The organism is Nitrincola salilacus, from assembly GCF_046271865.1.
Taxonomy (GTDB): domain Bacteria; phylum Pseudomonadota; class Gammaproteobacteria; order Pseudomonadales; family Balneatricaceae; genus Nitrincola; species Nitrincola salilacus.
Map to the genome: position 1 here is coordinate 3015157 of NZ_CP176580.1, position 18448 is coordinate 3033604.

An 18448-nucleotide genomic window follows, 5' to 3' on the forward strand; every position below is an offset into this window, starting at 1 on the left:
TAATGGTACCTGAGTTCGTACCTTCATCACTTACTCATTTTCCATGCTTTCAATCGCAACAGCATAACGAGTACTGCGCCCGCCTCCAGGCAGTTTACACAAACAACCCTTGTCCAAAAGCTCTGCCAGATCCCTTGTCGCAGTGGCCTTACTGACCTTGGCCAGAGACTGATACTTACGGGCATTGATCCCCTGCTCAAACACCTCACTAGCAGTATCCAGTAACCGGTTCAGTGCTTTAATCTGCCGCTCGTTCAGTACTGTAGTGGCGTGGCGCTGCCAGAACCGTGCTTTGACCAATACCCGCGCCACTCGTAACAGTGCATCCTGCAAGGCCTCTTCCAATGTATCCAGAAACCAGGCAAGCCATCGAGTAATATCCAGACCGCCACTCTGAACCTGCTCAAGATGATCGTAGTAGGCATGGCGACGAGCCATAATGGCAGCACTCAAGGAGTAAAAGCGTACAGACTGCCGTTCAGCCTGTGCCAGTGCCCGGTCCGTCACAGCACGAGTAACACGGCCATTGCCGTCATCAAAAGGGTGCAGCGTAATCAGCCAGAGATGGGCAATACCGGCACGAAGCAGCGAGTCCAACCCTGCAGGAGGATGATTGAACCACTCAATAAACGCATTCACCTCATTATCAAGGCCATGCCGGGGAGGTGCCTCAAAGTGCACTTTGGGCCGATCCAATCGACCGGAAACCACCTGCATGGGCTGTTCGCCACGTAGCTCTCCAACACGGATTTTGAGCAACAGACCGGGGCCATGAGGGAAAAGCATGGATTGCCACTGGCAAAGCTGTTCGCAAGACAGAGGCTCATCTGGTTGGTGCGTAGATTCCAGTAACAATCTGACCAACGACTCGGACTCTGGCGTGGTTCTGCCCGATACTCCAGCCCGCTCCAGACCCAAGTGACGCGCAACCGACGAACGTACAGAGCCCACATCCAAGTGCTCACCCTCAATTTCACTGGTGCGGATTGCGTTCTGGATCAGCGCATCCATCTCCACGTCCAGTCCTGCCTGCTCAGGGACGACTTCTGTACGACCCAACAACCGACCCTGCAACAGTCGTACAGTATCCAGTTTAGGTTTAAGAATTACCTCATCCCAGAGAAAGTGTGGCCAGTCGGGTTGTTCCCAGATGTACATGAGCCGAATACCTCACCTAATCAGATCAAATTATGAGCCGATTATGACAAATATTCGGCTCAATGGGTAGCTGGCTCTTCTCACCTAATCAACATTGCGGACCCAAATCACGTCTCCACGTCCAGTAAAGAAAATGGGATAGTACAGCTTGCAGGCCTGGTGTACTTTGCAGGATTGAAGCGGGTGTTGATGGCCAGTTCGCTCTATAAAGGAACCATTAGACAACAATACCCGCTTCAATGAGCTCCAACTACTGCCAACTGGCCGTGATAACTGAGGAGAGTGAGTCCCGATAGCTTTCGGGTATCGTCGCGGAGTGTTCTGATGGTGGTGAGAATTCAGCCATGGCCGACACCAACGCTTCCACCTGATTGTTCATCAGCACCTTACCATCAGCCGCTTTGAACTCTTCAATCTGATATTGCTCATCCTTATACCAGTTTTGAATAGTGATTCTGGTATCGGACGCCAGCACATCCACCAGAAGATCCGCTCCCGAGCGACTGAACCAGAGTCCATCACTGGCAATATTGTCATTGAATTCAAGCGTATCCTCTCCTCCATGATCGTCAATTGAGAGATTGCTGGTATTCAGCCCAGCAGTATAGGTATCATCACCAGGGTTGATGCTGTCAGTGACTGTGGCTGCGGGGGTCTTGATTTTTACCAGCTCTTCCTTGATCTGCTCCAGCCCCCACTCCGTGCCGTCTGCAAAGCGGATCGTCTCAATGATCCGATCGGCATAGATCGCACCCGTCTGGTAATGGAACACATCCTTGATCAGCAGACTCTCACCCGTGTCCAGTGTCAGCAGCAGATCATCGCGGTAGGAAGTGTACCGGCCCGAACGATTACCCGTTACCCGGCGCAGGGTCACCTGCTCCTCACTGATCCCTTCACCCAGTTCAATGCGATCATTGCCACCATAATCCCGGAGGGTGTTGCTACCATTCCCGCGACCGAAGCGGTAGATATCGTTTGAACTGGTGCCAGCTGAAGTCGCTTGGTCCGTACCGCTGCCCAGCACGAAGGTATTATGTCCCGTACCACCATGCAGCTGGTTATTACCACCACCGGCAATCAGGGTGTTGCTGCCATACTCACCATACAGTTTGTCGTTACCTTCACCACCGATCAGCGTGTCATCACCCGCACCGCCATACAGCACGTTATTCCCGCCGATCGCCTCGATCACGTCGCTGCTGCTACTGCCATGCAGCGTCACACCCTCTTCGGTGATCCGCACCAGTTCCTGACGAATACGTGCCACATCCCACTCGGTTCCATCTGCAAAGCGGATCGTCTCGATGATCCGGTCACTGTAGATCGAGCCGGTCTGGTAATTGAATACATCCTTGATCAGCAGGATCTCGCCTGTGTCCAGTGTCAGCAGCAGATCATCGCGGTAGGAAGTGTACCGGCCCGAACGATTACCCGTTACCCGGCGCAGGGTCACCTGCTCCTCACTGATCCCTTCACCCAGTTCAATGCGATCACTGCCACCATAATCCCGGAGGGTGTTGCTACCATTCCCGCGACCGAAGCGGTAGATATCGTTTGAACTGGTGCCAGCTGAAGTCGCTTGGTCCGTACCGCTGCCCAGCACGAAGGTATTATGTCCCGTACCACCATGCAGCTGGTTATTACCACCACCCGCAATCAGGGTGTTGCTGCCATACTCACCATACAGTTTGTCGTTACCTTCACCACCGATCAGCGTGTCATCACCCGCACCGCCATACAGCACGTTATTCCCGCCGATCGCCTCGATCACGTCGCTGCTGCTACTGCCATGCAGCGTCACACCCTCTTCGGTGATCCGCACCAGTTCCTGACGAATACGTGCCACATCCCACTCGGTTCCATCTGCAAAGCGGATCGTCTCGATGATCCGGTCACTGTAGATCGAGCCGGTCTGGTAATTGAATACATCCTTGATCAGCAGGCTCTCGCCTGTGTCCAGTGTCAGCAGCAGATCATCGCGGTAGGAAGTGTACCGGCCCGAGCGATTACCCGTTACCCGGCGCAGGGTCACCTGCTCCTCACTGATCCCTTCACCCAGTTCAATGCGATCACTGCCACCATAATCCCGGAGGGTGTTGCTACCATTCCCGCGACCGAAGCGGTAGATATCGTTTGAACTGGTGCCAGCTGAAGTCGCTTGGTCCGTACCGCTGCCCAGCACGAAGGTATTATGTCCCGTACCACCATGCAGCTGGTTATTACCACCACCCGCAATCAGGGTGTTGCTGCCATACTCACCATACAGTTTGTCGTTACCTTCACCACCGATCAGCGTGTCATCACCCGCACCGCCATACAGCACGTTATTCCCGCCGATCGCCTCGATCACGTCGCTGCTGCTACTGCCATGCAGCGTCACACCCTCTTCGGTGATCCGCACCAGTTCCTGACGAATACGTGCCACATCCCACTCGGTTCCATCTGCAAAGCGGATCGTCTCGATGATCCGGTCACTGTAGATCGAGCCGGTCTGGTAATTGAATACATCCTTGATCAGCAGGCTCTCGCCTGTGTCCAGTGTCAGCAGCAGATCATCGCGGTAGGAAGTGTACCGGCCCGAGCGATTACCCGTTACCCGGCGTAGGGTCACCTGCTCCTCACTGATCCCTTCACCCAGTTCAATGCGATCACTGCCACCATAATCCCGGAGGGTGTTGCTACCATTCCCGCGACCGAAGCGGTAGATATCGTTTGAACTGGTGCCCGTCGAATAGGCCAGGTCCGTGCCGCTGCCCAGGATAAAGGTGTTGTGCCCTGTACCACCATGCAGCTGGTTATTACCACCACCCGCAATCAGGGTGTTGCTGCCATACTCACCATACAGTTTGTCGTTACCTTCACCACCGATCAGCGTGTCATCACCCGCACCGCCATACAGCACGTTATTCCCGCCGATCGCCTCGATCACGTCGCTGCTGCTACTGCCATGCAGCGTCACACCCTCTTCGGTGATCCGCACCAGTTCCTGACGAATACGTGCCACATCCCACTCGGTTCCATCTGCAAAGCGGATCGTCTCGATGATCCGGTCACTGTAGATCGAGCCGGTCTGGTAATTGAATACATCCTTGATCAGCAGGCTCTCGCCTGTGTCCAGTGTCAGCAGCAGATCATCGCGGTAGGAAGTGTACCGGCCCGAGCGATTACCCGTTACCCGGCGTAGGGTCACCTGCTCCTCACTGATCCCTTCACCCAGTTCAATGCGATCACTGCCACCATAATCCCGGAGGGTGTTGCTACCATTCCCGCGACCGAAGCGGTAGATATCGTTTGAACTGGTGCCCGTCGAATAGGCCAGGTCCGTGCCGCTGCCCAGGATAAAGGTGTTGTGCCCTGTACCACCATGCAGCTGGTTATTACCACCACCCGCAATCAGGGTGTTGCTGCCATACTCACCATACAGTTTGTCGTTACCTTCACCGCCGATCAGCGTGTCATCACCCGCACCGCCATACAGCACGTTATTCCCGCCGATCGCCTCGATCACGTCGCTGCTGCTACTGCCATGCAGCGTCACACCCTCTTCGGTGATCCGCACCAGTTCCTGACGAATACGTGCCACATCCCACTCGGTTCCATCTGCAAAGCGGATCGTCTCGATGATCCGGTCACTGTAGATCGAGCCGGTCTGGTAATTGAATACATCCTTGATCAGCAGGCTCTCGCCTGTGTCCAGGGTCAGCAGCAGATCATCGCGGTAGGAAGTGTACCGGCCCGAGCGATTACCCGTTACCCGGCGCAGGGTCACCTGCTCTTCACTGATCCCTTCACCCAGCTCAATACGGTCGTTGCCACCGTAATCCTGGATGATGTTGTTGCCATCACCTCGACCGAAGCGGTAGATATCGTTCGAGCCGGTGCCCGCCGACGTGACCTGGTCCGTACCGCTGCCCAGCACGAAGGTATTATGTCCCGTACCACCATGCAGCTGGTTATTACCACCACCCGCAATCAGGGTGTTGCTGCCATACTCACCATACAGTTTGTCGTTACCTTCACCACCGATCAGCGTGTCATCACCCGCACCGCCATACAGCACGTTATTCCCGCCGATCGCCTCGATCACGTCGCTGCTGCTACTGCCATGCAGCGTCACACCCTCTTCGGTGATCCGCACCAGTTCCTGACGAATACGTGCCACATCCCACTCGGTTCCATCTGCAAAGCGGATCGTCTCGATGATCCGGTCACTGTAGATCGAGCCGGTCTGGTAATTGAATACATCCTTGATCAGCAGGCTCTCGCCTGTGTCCAGTGTCAGCAGCAGATCATCGCGGTAGGAAGTGTACCGGCCCGAGCGATTACCCGTTACCCGGCGTAGGGTCACCTGCTCCTCACTGATCCCTTCACCCAGTTCAATGCGATCACTGCCACCATAATCCCGGAGGGTGTTGCTACCATTCCCGCGACCGAAGCGGTAGATATCGTTTGAACTGGTGCCCGTCGAATAGGCCAGGTCCGTGCCGCTGCCCAGGATAAAGGTGTTGTGCCCTGTACCACCATGCAGCTGGTTATTACCACCACCCGCAATCAGGGTGTTGCTGCCATACTCACCATACAGTTTGTCGTTACCTTCACCGCCGATCAGCGTGTCATCACCCGCACCGCCATACAGCACGTTATTCCCGCCGATCGCCTCGATCACGTCGCTGCTGCTACTGCCATGCAGCGTCACACCCTCTTCGGTGATCCGCACCAGTTCCTGACGAATACGTGCCACATCCCACTCGGTTCCATCTGCAAAGCGGATCGTCTCGATGATCCGGTCACTGTAGATCGAGCCGGTCTGGTAATTGAATACATCCTTGATCAGCAGGCTCTCGCCTGTGTCCAGGGTCAGCAGCAGATCATCGCGGTAGGAAGTGTACCGGCCCGAGCGATTACCCGTTACCCGGCGCAGGGTCACCTGCTCTTCACTGATCCCTTCACCCAGCTCAATACGGTCGTTGCCACCGTAATCCTGGATGATGTTGTTGCCATCACCTCGACCGAAGCGGTAGATATCGTTCGAGCCGGTGCCCGCCGACGTGACCTGGTCCGTACCGCTGCCCAGCACGAAGAGATTATTACCAGTGCCTCCATAAAAGCGATTATTACCGCCTCCAGACATCAGAATATTATCGCCACCCTCACCATGCAGGTCGTCATCAGTTTCACGACCAATAATAATGTTGTTAGCGCTGGTTCCGCGCAACACACCCGAACCAGTCAAAACATCAGGATTACTGATATGTGATAAATCCGGATCTGACAAGCCCTCCTCTCTAAGCCAGTTAATCAACTTATCAGTGCCAGACCAGCCCAGTGCGCTCAAACTTCCTTTGCTGAAGGTAATTAACTCGGAAAGAGTGTCCAGCGCTGCCTGACCATCCAACTCACGCAGCTCATCCAGTTTTGCCTCCACTTCAGAAAAGTCAAACGCTATCCCATTCTCATCAAAACGAATATCGATTGCATCGTAATAGGACTTGAAGTGTGTCTGGGTCATCAGATAGTCATATACCGTCTTTTCCAGCAGGCTAAACGCCTGTTCCAGTAATCCTGCAGCCTGATGCCTGGGATTCGGCGACCCATGTTGACGGAACGACTGTCCCATAAATGCTTCCAACGCCACCAGTTTTCTGGCATCAATCAGGCCGCCTCGACTTCCAGCAGACACATCTGCACTGCCAGTCCAATGATAGATGATCTGCTGCATCAAGCCTTTGCGAACATTCGCATCCGTTTCAGTCACAAACTGCGTCAATAACGCCTGTAGATCCCCGCTTTCATCTCGGGCCATGGCCTGATGCAGGCTGCGAACATTACCGAAACCTTGCAGATCCGGCAGTTCCACCACTGTCTCCTGCACCTCAACCAGATCCTGTTCCTGCGTCAGTGCGGGATCGACTGCAAACCAGACATCAGTGGCCGTCCCAGTGGTTCCATCTGCCCAAGTGAAGCTGCCAACTTGCTTATGTGCATTACCATGCTGATCCACATGATCTGAGTCGGTGTAACTAAGATTGATCGATGTGATACCCAAGGCATCCAGCGTGACCAACTCACCTTCACGCGTTACGCCGTCTTGTGACTGGTCACGCCAGATCCGCAGGTCTGACCAGATCGCATCGTTGGCATCAATGACTCCATCACCATTGGTGTCATGTTCAGCCAGTGCGGCAAAGCCATTCACCGCCCGCTGTCCATTGAGCATGACGGTGTTGTCACCAAATAATTCAGTGCCGTTATCGACAACACCGTTACTGTTGCGATCCCAGACCAGCAGCCCATCGCTGGCGTCAACCCAGCCAGTCAATTGTGCAAAGCCATCGCCATTGTGATCGAAATAGACACCCTCAGTGATACCCGTGGTGCTGACGCCGTTGCCATCGAGGTCGAGGATGATGGGGGAGGATTGCTGAGCAGCAAGAAGAAACTGTGTCTTAATATTTCCAAACAGATCAATAAAAGGCGCGAGCATTTCACCTTGCCAAAGACTCCATGCATGGCTTTCCCATATTGAAATCTTCTCTTGCAGGTCTAATCTATATTTTTCCAGATCCTTTCCAAACAGCTCTGCTTCAGTTTTCATCTTATCAAGATGATCCGAATCCAATCCAAGCTCATGACCCGCTTCAATACTCTCCAGAAGTTTGTCATATGACTCAAGGAGCTGATTCAGGCTGTCTTCGATAAGCTGAATACGCTCAAATAGACTCTGGCTAGCACTCTTCTCTTCTTTAGGCCAGTGCCTTTGGACATATCCTTCAACTCCTTTCTGAAACTCTCCCCATACCTGATCTTTGATGGCATTGGCTTCTTCAGCTGTTAATAAGGGTAGATCATTATCAGAACGATAATCTTGTTCGCTTCTAACAGCAGACTCAGCCGCAGTGTGCATTTGTCCCAGCATGATATTCGTAACAATATTGCCTTCAACATTGTTATACAATGAAGGCAGGGCCGATAAGCTGCCTGACTGTGTAGGTGACAGGCTAAACCCTGGTCCACCAACAAAGTTGATTTCAGATACTGTTTCTCCAACCGGCCTTAACTGATCTATCCAATTGATCCCTGTTTTGCTGTAACCGGTCATATGGGCAGCAAAAGCGCTACCCATTGCATCATAATCCATAAATCCGTTTAAATAATGATTATTTAAAGACCCAACACTTCCAGCACTACTATCCATAAAAAACTCCTTATTTGATTTTTCCATAAAACAACCTGACACATTCCTCAGAATACGAGAAACCTCCCATAGACCTAGCTATATAGTTCGCCCCCATAAAGAAACTTGAGTCATATACCAGAGAATAGCGCGACAAAAGTGACGTATCAATATCAATATGCTGGATATTTTTTACAACATCCAATATACTTTCGTTAAATTTATTATCATTGCATATTGAAGAAATCATAAGCTCAAACAGAACTTGCTTATAATTTTCCATAACCTCATCCGGACTACCTATAACCCTTTCTATTTCATCTATGGTATATTCATACTTACCAGAATAAGATCCAAGCAACTTAGAGCCAGGCCCCAACACACCAAAATCATAATAAACATAATTCAAAACCACCCCACTATTTATAAAATCAACAATCGATGAGGCGATATTTTTATTGTAGTCATAATCATGATAAAATCTTTTATATCGATCAGAATTAAATTTAATAATCAACTGCATAACTATGTACGCACCAGAAGCAAAATCCTCACCCCTATAGGTAATCGTATCTGGAAAAAATCCGGAGCGATATAAATCATACAGTGCATCTATGGATTTTATTTCAATCAGCCTAATGACAAGAAAATTTATCTTATTGACACTATCCGGTATGCACAGTGACTCACTGTCAAATTTATCGTCATCCTTAATATTTTCATACAGTTCAACCACAACTCGATTAAATTTATCATCCGGACAATCAAAAACCATATTGTCCGAGTATGCAAGGCCACTAGGTAGTAAAGCCAAGCATACTAAGATCATACTCAATAGAGCTTTCATACTCTATCTCCTTACAGCATGTTTAAAATACATCAGCACCAAAGTGTTCAGCGCCATCCAGATTGTATACATAGCCACCAGTTTTCTGGCATCAATCTCACCACCCCGACTACCAGTAGCCACCTCTGTACTGCCAGCCCAATGATAGATGATCTGCTGCATCAAGCCTTTGCGAACATTCGCATTCGTTTCAGCCACAAACTGTGTCAACAATGCCTGCAGCTCACCACTTTCATCACGGGTCATCGCTTGATGCAGGCTGCGAACATTACCGAAACCTTGCAGATCCGGCAGTTCCACCACTGTCTCCTGCACCTCAACCAGATCCTGTTCCTGCGTCAGTGCGGGATCGACTGCAAACCAGACATCAGTGGCCGTCCCAGTGGTTCCATCTGCCCAAGTGAAGCTGCCAACTTGCTTATGTGCATTACCATGCTGATCCACATGATCTGAGTCGGTGTAACTAAGATTGATCGATGTGATACCCAAGGCATCCAGCGTGACCAACTCACCTTCACGCGTTACGCCGTCTTGTGACTGGTCACGCCAGATCCGCAGGTCTGACCAGATCGCATCGTTGGCATCAATGACTCCATCACCATTGGTGTCATGTTCAGCCAGTGCGGCAAAGCCATTCACCGCCCGCTGTCCATTGAGCATGACGGTGTTGTCACCAAATAACTCAGTGCCGTTATCAATACTACCGTTATTGTTGCGATCCCAGACCAGCAGCCCATCATTGGCATCAACCCATCCTGTCAGTTGTGCAAAACCATCGCCGTTGTGATCGAAATAGACACCCTCAGTGATACCCGTGGTACTGACGCCGTTGCCATCAAGGTCGAGGATGATGGGGGAGGATTGTTGAGCAGCAAGAAGAAACTGTGTCTTAATATTTCCAAACAGATCAATAAAAGGCGCGAGCATTTCACCTTGCCAAAGACTCCATGCATGGCTTTCCCATATTGAAATCTTCTCTTGCAGGTCTAATCTATATTTTTCCAGATCCTTTCCAAACAGCTCTGCTTCAGTTTTCATCTTATCAAGATGATCCGAATCCAATCCAAGCTCATGACCCGCTTCAATACTCTCCAGAAGTTTGTCATATGACTCAAGGAGCTGATTCAGGCTGTCTTCGATAAGCTGAATACGCTCAAATAGACTCTGGCTAGCACTCTTCTCTTCTTTAGGCCAGTGCCTTTGGACATATCCTTCAACTCCTTTCTGAAACTCTCCCCATACCTGATCTTTGATGGCATTGGCTTCTTCAGCTGTGAGAGGGGGCAAATCATTTTTTTGACGAAAATTTTCTTCGGCAGCAACCGCAGTGGTAGCTGCATTATGCATTTGCCCCAGCATGATATTTGTAACAATATTACCTTCAACATTATCATACAACGAAGGCAGGGCTGATAAGCTACCTGATGCCGTAGGTGACAGGCTAAAACCAGATCCACCAATAAAGTTGATTTCAGATACTGCTTCTCCAACCGGCCTTAACTGGTCTATCCAATTGATCCCTGTTTTGCTGTAACCGGTCATATGGGCAGCAAAAGCGCTACCCATTGCATCATAATCCATAAATCCGTTTAAATAATGATTACCTAAAGATCCAACACTTCCAGTACTGTTACCCATAAAAACTCCCTTATATTATTTTTCCATAAAAAAATCTAACGCATTCTTCTGAATATGAGAACCCTCCCATGGATTTTGCTATATAGTTCGCCCCCATAAAGAAGCTTGAATCATAAACCAAGGAGTAACGTGATAAAGATGACACATCAAGATCTATATCATGAAGCTTTTCCACGACACCCAATATAGCCTTGTTAAACGTATTATCATCGCACACAGCATCAACTATAAGCTCAAATAAACTCTTCTTATGATTCTCTACAACCCCATAAGGGTCACCTATAAGGCGCTCTATCTCATCTATAGTATACTCATACCCACCATAATAAAATCCATTCAACTTATAATTAGACCCTAGAGCACTATAGTCATAATAAATGTGATTTAAGTTCACGCCATTATTTATAAATTTAACAATTTGTGACACTATTTCTTTATCATAATTATAATCACGATACATCTTCTTATAGGTTGAAAATTTAAGATCAAGCGCCAGCCGCATAACAATCCATGCATCAGAATTGATATAATTTCCTCTATAGTCAATAACATTAGAAAAAAAATCAGATTCATATAAATCAAATAGCATGTCAACAGACTTTATCTCAATTAACCTTTCAATAAGATAAGCCTTCTTATTAACTCCATCCGGTATACACAATGACTCACTATCAAACTTATCGTCATCCTTAATATTTTCATACAGTTCAACCACAACTCGATTAAATTTATCATCCGGACAATCAAAAACCATATTGTCCGAGTATGCAAGGCCACTAGGTAGTAAAGCCAAGCATACTAAGATCATACTCAATAGAGCTTTCATACTCTATCTCCTTACAGCATGTTTAAAATACATCAGCACCAAAGTGTTCAGCGCCATCCAGATTGTATACATAACCACCAGTTTTCTGGCATCAACTAGGCCACCTCGACTACCGGCAGACACCTCTGCACTGCCAGCCCAATGATAGATGATCTGCTGCATCAAGCCTTTACGGGCATTCGCATTCGTTTCAGTCGTAAACTGCGTCAATAACGTCTGCAGCTCGCCGTTTTCATCTCGGGCCATGGCCTGATGCAGGCTGCGGACGTTACCGAAACCTTGCAGATCCGGCAGTTCAACCACTGTGTCCTGCACCTCAACCAGATCCTGTTCCTGCGTCAGTGCGGGATCGACTGCAAACCAGACATCAGTGGCCGTCCCAGTGGTTCCATCTGCCCAAGTGAAGCTGCCAACTTGCTTATGTGCATTACCGTGCTGATCCACATGATCTGAGTCGGTGTAACTAAGATTGATCGATGTGATACCCAAGGCATCCAGCGTGACCAACTCACCTTCACGCGTTACGCCGTCTTGTGACTGGTCACGCCAGATACGCAACTCTGACCAGATCGCATCATTGGCATCAATGACTCCGTCACCATTGCTGTCATGTTCAGCCAGCGCTGCAAAGCCATGCACGGCATTTTGCCCGTTAAGCATGGCGGTGTTGTCGCCGAACAACTCGGTGCCGTTATCAATAACCCCGTTATTGTTGCGATCCCAGACCAACAGCCCATCATTGGCATCAACCCAACCAGTCAATTGTGCAATGCCATCGCCGTTGTGATCGAAATAGACACCCTCAGTGATACCGGTGGTGGTGACGCCGTTGGAGTTATTGTCAAATCTGGTGTTCAGCAGCCTGATCAAGCGGCGCTCCTCTGGTCGGATGTTGGCACCTCTTCTCCATCCCTGAACTTTACTCCGGTAATGACTTTGGCAAGATAGTCAAAGCCCCGTAGTTTTCTCCATTTTCCTTCAGCACACATGCCCAGCTTGAACATCATATGCAGCATGCCCGCTCTCGACAGGCAACCTTTTGAGCGCTTGGTCCGGTGGCGTATCGTACCGAACGTTGACTCAATCGGGTTCGTCGTCCTTATGCTTTGCCAGTGCGGGGCCGGGAAGTCGAAGAAGCTCAACAGCTCTTCATGATCCTTTAGCAGACACTCAGCCACCTTAGGGTACTTTGCCTGATACGTTCTGATGAAGGTATCGAACGCCTTTTCAGCATCGGCTCGTGTCTCAGCCTGCCAGATATCATGCAGCGCCTGCTTGGCTTTAGGCTGACTTGACTTCGGCAGTCGATTCAAGACATTGGCCGTTTTGTGCACCCAGCAGCGCTGCTGACGTGTCGATGGGTACACGTCCTCCAGCGCTGCCCAGAACCCCATCGCGCCATCGCCTACGGCCAACTCGGGTGCATTCATCCCGCGTCCCTTGAGACTTTCCAGCACGGCTTTCCAGCTTAGTGTCGACTCGCGTGCACCATCCTCAATGGCCAGGAAGTGCTTCTCGCCACGCTCATTGACGCCCATCACTACCAGCGCGCATAGCTTACTCTCCTCTGATCGCAGACCACTGTAGATGCCATCAGCCCAGATGTAGACCCAGCGGTCCTTATCCAGCGATCGCTTGCGCCACGCCTCATACTCATCGGCCCACTGGCGCTTCAGTCGTGACACCGTGTTGGCAGATAGCCCCTTTGCTTCAGGCCCTACCAGAGCTGACAGCGCCTCCTCCATCTCACCAGTCGATATTCCTTTCAGGTACAACCAAGGCAGGGCAGCCTCCAGACTCCGGGTCTTGCGAACATACGGCGGCACCAGTGCAGACCGAAAGGTCACCGCTTCACCATCCTTGCTGCGAACCTTGGGCACTTTCACTGTAACCGGGCCAATGCCGGTTTGGATCTCGCGCTCAGGCAAGTAGCCATTACGGACGATGGAGGCTCTACCATCATCCAATCGGCGATCCTGGTACGCCTCCATGAAGACAGCTAGCTCTGCCTCAATCGCTTGATGGATCAGATCCCGCGCTCCTTGGCGCAACAGATCAGATAACGGATCTCTTGTCTGATCTCGACGGGCAAACTCAACAAGGGTATTCTTGTTCATGGCGGTGTATCTCTTCTGTTGATTCGTTTTTTGGCGATTACAAATCAACCAGATACGCCGCTTTTTTTCAACTCTTCCGAACACCAGATTCAGTTATAACTCACGCCGTTGCCGTCGAGATCGAAGATGATGGGGGAGGCTTGCTGTTGAGCACTGTTAAATACATTCTTGATACTATTTATTGAGTGATAAATATTAAACCCTATGTTCTGCAATATTGGATTAAATATAAGCGTTTGTAAAAAATCCACAACAATATTATCAGGCTCCATAGCTGGCCCAATAACTTGTGGAATAACTCCAGCTTCAGCAAGGCCCGCTAATGCCCAATGCGTGCAGTTTGAACCGAAGATCAATGCGTACGGAGGAGGAAACTCACGTGTTCGATTAATATACTCCACCAAGGCATCATATTGTTGACTTGTAATAGAAAGTGGGCCACTGCTATTAGTATGAGTTAAACCATAATCGTCTTTAACAACACCAGCACCATTCAACCCTGATGGAAGTGGATCAGCCGGGTGAAAACCCCAATAATCTGTATTACCATCAGAATCTGTAACACCTATCCAAGTATGGGCATTAACATTATCAGTAAAAACACCCACAAAAATTTCCACTGTATACATCACCGTCTCCTTTCCATAGAAAAATATATAACCGGCTTAGCGCGCGAAATCAACCTTACAACATCAGCTCTTTCTTCAACATAGAACTTCACCTCAACCGTAATTTCCATTCCATTACTATAAAAAGAACGCATACAAGTCTTTATAATTTCTTCAATCATGCCTTCATTAAGTTTATGAGTTTTAAAAACCCTTATAACAACTTTTTCCGGCGGACCACCGCCACGAAACACAAACTCTTTTCTTCTGCAGTCACTTCTATCACTACATATTTCATAAGCAACCAGCAAATCATCAATTTCTTTTACCAGCTTGACTCCGACATCTGAATATGGGTATTTCATAGCAAATGAGTCAACAGCAACCAATAAAGAAAAAATAACAACCAAAGGCTTTAATAGCATGAGAACACCAACTTTATTTATCAATTTCACCATCACCGCTCCCGCCCCGCCTCATCCAGCGCCGATAACACCGGCGCTGCAAAAAACTCTATCAATCGCCTTTGTCCCGTAGCGATTTCAGTACTCACGGTCATACCGGGTGTCAGATTGATCCGCTGCCCATTAATATCCATCCAGTCGCGTTCCAGTTTGAGTCTTGCCAGATAGCGGGGACCTTCGCGTTCGTCGACCACTGCATCGCGCGAAATACTGATCAAGGTGGCAGGCACCGAGCCGTATTTGGTGAACTGGAAGGTATGCACCTTCACTGAGGCGCTCAGTCCTTCGCGGACAAAGCCGATATCACGGTTGAGGATCCAGGCTTCCACCAGCAGCTCTTCGTCATCGGGTATGATCTCCAGCAGCACCTGCGCCGGTTGCACGACAGCTCCGGGGTTGTTGATCTGCAGTTCGTGCACCGTGCCACGTACCGGAGACATAAGCACCTGCTGTTGCTCCAGTACCTGCGCTTTGGCCCACTCCTGCGCCAACTCGGCCAGCTCGCTTTGCAACACTTCCATTTCGGTCAGCGTATCGCGTAGCGTTTCATGCCTCAGTTGCAAACGGCGCTGTTCCAGTTCCCGCACTTCTGCCTGCAGTTGAATCACGCGGTTATGTTCAGCCTGCAATTGCCCCCGCAACTCTATCGCATGCTGCTCCAGTTCCAGCCACTGCATGCGGGCGGCCATGCGTTGGTCCTGCAGACTTTTCACCGCATTGGCACGCTCTTCTATCAGGGGCAGCACCTGCTGCAAACGACTGACCACGGACTGGGCATAGGCCCGCTCGCTTTCGCGGGCCCGTTGCTGCTCGCGCAACATCTGCTCGGTACTGTGGAAGGCTTCGGCCTGGCTTTTCAGCAGTGGGTCCTGCAATTGCTGAAGAGGGTTATCCGTCTGTTCGTCTGCGGATGCAGGCGCGTCTATCCAGTCACTGTAGGCCTGCAGCCGTGCCAGACGTTTCTCACGCTTGCTGATGGTCTCTTCCAGCCGTATCAGTTCCGCCCGTGTCAGGGCATTGTCCAGCACGATCAATGGCTGGCCCTGTTCCACCTGATCACCATTGCGAACCTGAATGGTGCTCACCACTCCCAGCGTGGAGGGCTGCAAGGTGCGGGCCTTGCCACTGGGCAGGATATGTCCTTCTGCCACTGCGATCACATCCACCTTACCGATACTGGCCCAAACGACGGCAAAGACAAACATGCTGACGATGAACCAGAGCAGGAACCGCCCCAGAGGACTGGCCGGTGTGGCTTCGAGTTCCATCGCCACCGGCATGAATTCGCGGCGGATGGTGAGCTCTTCACGACGAGGCTTGAGGCTGACAAGCTGACCAGAGGATTGAGTCATGACTGCACCTCGCGCGAGGGGCCATGATTGATTGAGTCAGTTCTTGAGTCAGCCATCGCCTCGCCACTTTGCAGGCTATGCAGACGGGCATAGATCCCCTGCTCTTTCAGTAGCTCAGCATGTGGGCCTGACTCGACGATACGCCCGGCCTCCATGACGACGATGCGATCCGTATGGCGCACCGTTGACAGACGATGGGCAATGATCAGCACGGTTCGCCCCTCACAGATGGCTGCCATGTTGCGCTGAATGATCGCCTCGGACTCATAATCCAGTGCACTCGTGGCTTCATCCAGAATCAGAATGCGGGGATTGCTGAGCAGGGCTCTGGCGATGGCGACGCGCTGTTTCTGTCCACCCGACAGCAGGCTGGCCTGTTCGCCGACGACGGTATCGTACCCTTGTGGCAGTTCCAGAATGAAATCATGGGCACCCGCCTGGGTAGCGGCTTCCACGACCCGATTCATTGGCGCACCGGGATCGGCCAGCGCGATGTTATCGCGGATGGAGCGGTTGAACAGGAAGCTGTCCTGCAGCACCACCCCCACCTGACGCCTCAGCCAGGCGGGATCCACCAGTGCCAGATCGACACCATCCACCAGCACTCGTCCGGCATCCGGCACATACAGGCGCTGGACCAGTCGGGTCAGGGTACTCTTACCGGAGCCTGACCGGCCGACAATACCGATCACTTCACCGGCCCGCACGGTCAGGTCCACACTGCGCAAGACGGGTGGGCGGTCATGATGGTAGCTGAAGTTCACATGATCAAAACGGATCTCCCCTTTCAGATCCGGCAGTGAGGCACGGTTGGGGTCATGGCCGGGTTCAGCCGGTGAGTTCAGCACATCACCCAGGCGCTGCAGGGAGATACCCGCTTGCTGAAAATCCTGCCACAGCTGCACCAGACGCAGTATCGGGCCACTGATACGCCCAGCAATCATATTGAAGGCCACGAGCATACCGATAGTCATCGCGCCATTCATCACTAACCCGGCGCCGATCCACAGAATCAGTACTGTCGTGACCTTATTGATAAAGGATGCGGCCTGACCGGCAATATTACCCAGATGCATCGCTTTGAAGGACGCGGTGACATAGGCGGCAATATAGTCCTCCCAACGACGCTGCATCTGCGGCTCTACCGCCATGCTTTTCAGGGTGTCCATGCCGGTGATGGACTCGACGATAAATGCCTGATTCTCTGCCCCGCGACGGAACTTCTCTTCTATGCGGGCGCGCAATGATGGGGTGATAACCACGGATAACAGGATATAGCAGGGCACTGAGGCCAGCACCACGAGTGCCAGCGTGGTGTTGTAGATAAACAGCACCGCAAAGAAGATGACCGTGAACAGCAGATCGATAACCAGCGTGACAGAGGAGCCCGTGATAAATTCACGAATAGTATCCAGTTCGCGAATACGCGCCACGGTATCCCCGACCCGCCGTGCTTTGAAGTAGCTGATCGGCAGATGCAGCAGGTGGTTGAACAGTTGAGATCCCAGCACGACATCAATACGGCTGGTGGTGTGCGAGAAGACATAGGTACGCAAGCCATTCAGCATCACATCAAAGAATGACACCGCCAGCAGACCTATCGCGAGCACATGCAGCGTAGTACGCCCCTCATGCACCAGCACCTTATCGATCATGACCTGAAAAAACAGCGGGGTGATCAGCGCGAACAGCTGAATAAACAAAGAGGCTATCAGCACTTCGCTGAGTAGCTTTTTATGCCTGATGATAACCGGAATAAACCAGCGCAGACTGAAGCGCTGCTGTGTATCAAAGAGGGTGAAACGTCCCTTCAGGGTCACCAATATCAGCTCACCGGTCAGATGCTGTTCCAGCTCTGCCAGTGACAGCTTCAGTGGTCGACCGTTGCGGACATCGTGCAGCAGGGCAGAATCACCCTCCACACGGGCCAGCAACACAAAGTGTCCATCCTGATGGCGGGCAAGGGCAGGTAATGGAAGATGCTGAAGGCGATCGCCAGAGGCTTTGACAGAACGGGACTTCAGACCCAGCGTCCGGGCAGCCCGAATAAGGTCGGCATCTGAAAAAGGCTGTTCGCCCAGGCCGGATTCATGGCGGATTTGATTGGCATCGGCGGTTACGCCATGAAAGCGCGCGATCAGCGTCAGCGCTTCGGGGCCAAAGCAGCTTCCTTGCATGGTGATATCTCAGTGAGAATGAATTCTATCATCTTTAATGCACTGGGATAATAAATCACTTTTATATTCTGTCAAGCAATAAAT

Annotated in this window: 11 protein-coding genes; all 11 read right to left on the minus strand. The window is 51.0% G+C overall.

Features of this window, described 5'->3' with window-relative positions; all coding sequences use genetic code 11:
* Positions 1-30 precede the first annotated feature (30 nt).
* Positions 31-1158 carry a Fic family protein gene (locus ACK3CJ_RS14100; protein WP_409522852.1) on the minus strand — a complete coding sequence of 376 codons (1128 nt, stop codon included), beginning with the start codon at positions 1156-1158 and terminating at the stop codon, positions 31-33.
* 250 nt (positions 1159-1408) lie between these two features.
* On the minus strand, positions 1409-8284 hold the full coding sequence (locus ACK3CJ_RS14105; protein ID WP_409522853.1) for a calcium-binding protein: 6876 nt from the start codon (positions 8282-8284) through the stop codon (positions 1409-1411).
* An 82-nt stretch (positions 8285-8366) separates the two neighbouring features.
* Complete coding sequence (locus tag ACK3CJ_RS14110; protein WP_409522854.1) at positions 8367-9182, minus strand: hypothetical protein; 816 nt, start codon at positions 9180-9182, stop codon at positions 8367-8369.
* Between the two features lie 3 nt (positions 9183-9185).
* Positions 9186-10820 (minus strand): hypothetical protein, encoded by a 1635-nt coding sequence (locus ACK3CJ_RS14115; RefSeq protein WP_409522855.1) that lies wholly within the window; start codon positions 10818-10820, stop codon positions 9186-9188.
* 10 nt (positions 10821-10830) lie between these two features.
* Positions 10831-11646: a hypothetical protein gene (locus ACK3CJ_RS14120; protein WP_409522856.1), complete on the minus strand. Its 816-nt coding sequence runs from the start codon at positions 11644-11646 to the stop codon at positions 10831-10833.
* Positions 11647-11649: 3 nt separating this feature from the next.
* Positions 11650-12516 carry a hypothetical protein gene (locus ACK3CJ_RS14125; protein WP_409522857.1) on the minus strand — a complete coding sequence of 289 codons (867 nt, stop codon included), beginning with the start codon at positions 12514-12516 and terminating at the stop codon, positions 11650-11652.
* Positions 12513-13763: an IS256 family transposase gene (locus ACK3CJ_RS14130; protein WP_409522858.1), complete on the minus strand. Its 1251-nt coding sequence runs from the start codon at positions 13761-13763 to the stop codon at positions 12513-12515. The genes ACK3CJ_RS14125 and ACK3CJ_RS14130 overlap by 4 nt, the downstream gene beginning before the upstream one ends.
* An 89-nt stretch (positions 13764-13852) precedes the next feature.
* A complete protein-coding gene (locus ACK3CJ_RS14135) occupies positions 13853-14392 on the minus strand; it encodes a hypothetical protein (RefSeq protein WP_409522859.1) in 540 nt (179 codons plus the stop codon).
* Positions 14392-14829 carry a hypothetical protein gene (locus ACK3CJ_RS14140; protein ID WP_409522860.1) on the minus strand — a complete coding sequence of 146 codons (438 nt, stop codon included), beginning with the start codon at positions 14827-14829 and terminating at the stop codon, positions 14392-14394. The genes ACK3CJ_RS14135 and ACK3CJ_RS14140 overlap by 1 nt, the downstream gene beginning before the upstream one ends.
* On the minus strand, positions 14829-16187 hold the full coding sequence (locus tag ACK3CJ_RS14145) for an HlyD family type I secretion periplasmic adaptor subunit (protein ID WP_409522861.1): 1359 nt from the start codon (positions 16185-16187) through the stop codon (positions 14829-14831). Before ACK3CJ_RS14145 ends, ACK3CJ_RS14140 begins: the two co-directional genes overlap by 1 nt.
* Entirely contained in the window at positions 16184-18364 is a 2181-nt protein-coding gene (locus ACK3CJ_RS14150) for a type I secretion system permease/ATPase (protein ID WP_409522862.1), read from the minus strand. The genes ACK3CJ_RS14145 and ACK3CJ_RS14150 overlap by 4 nt, the downstream gene beginning before the upstream one ends.
* Positions 18365-18448 lie beyond the last annotated feature (84 nt).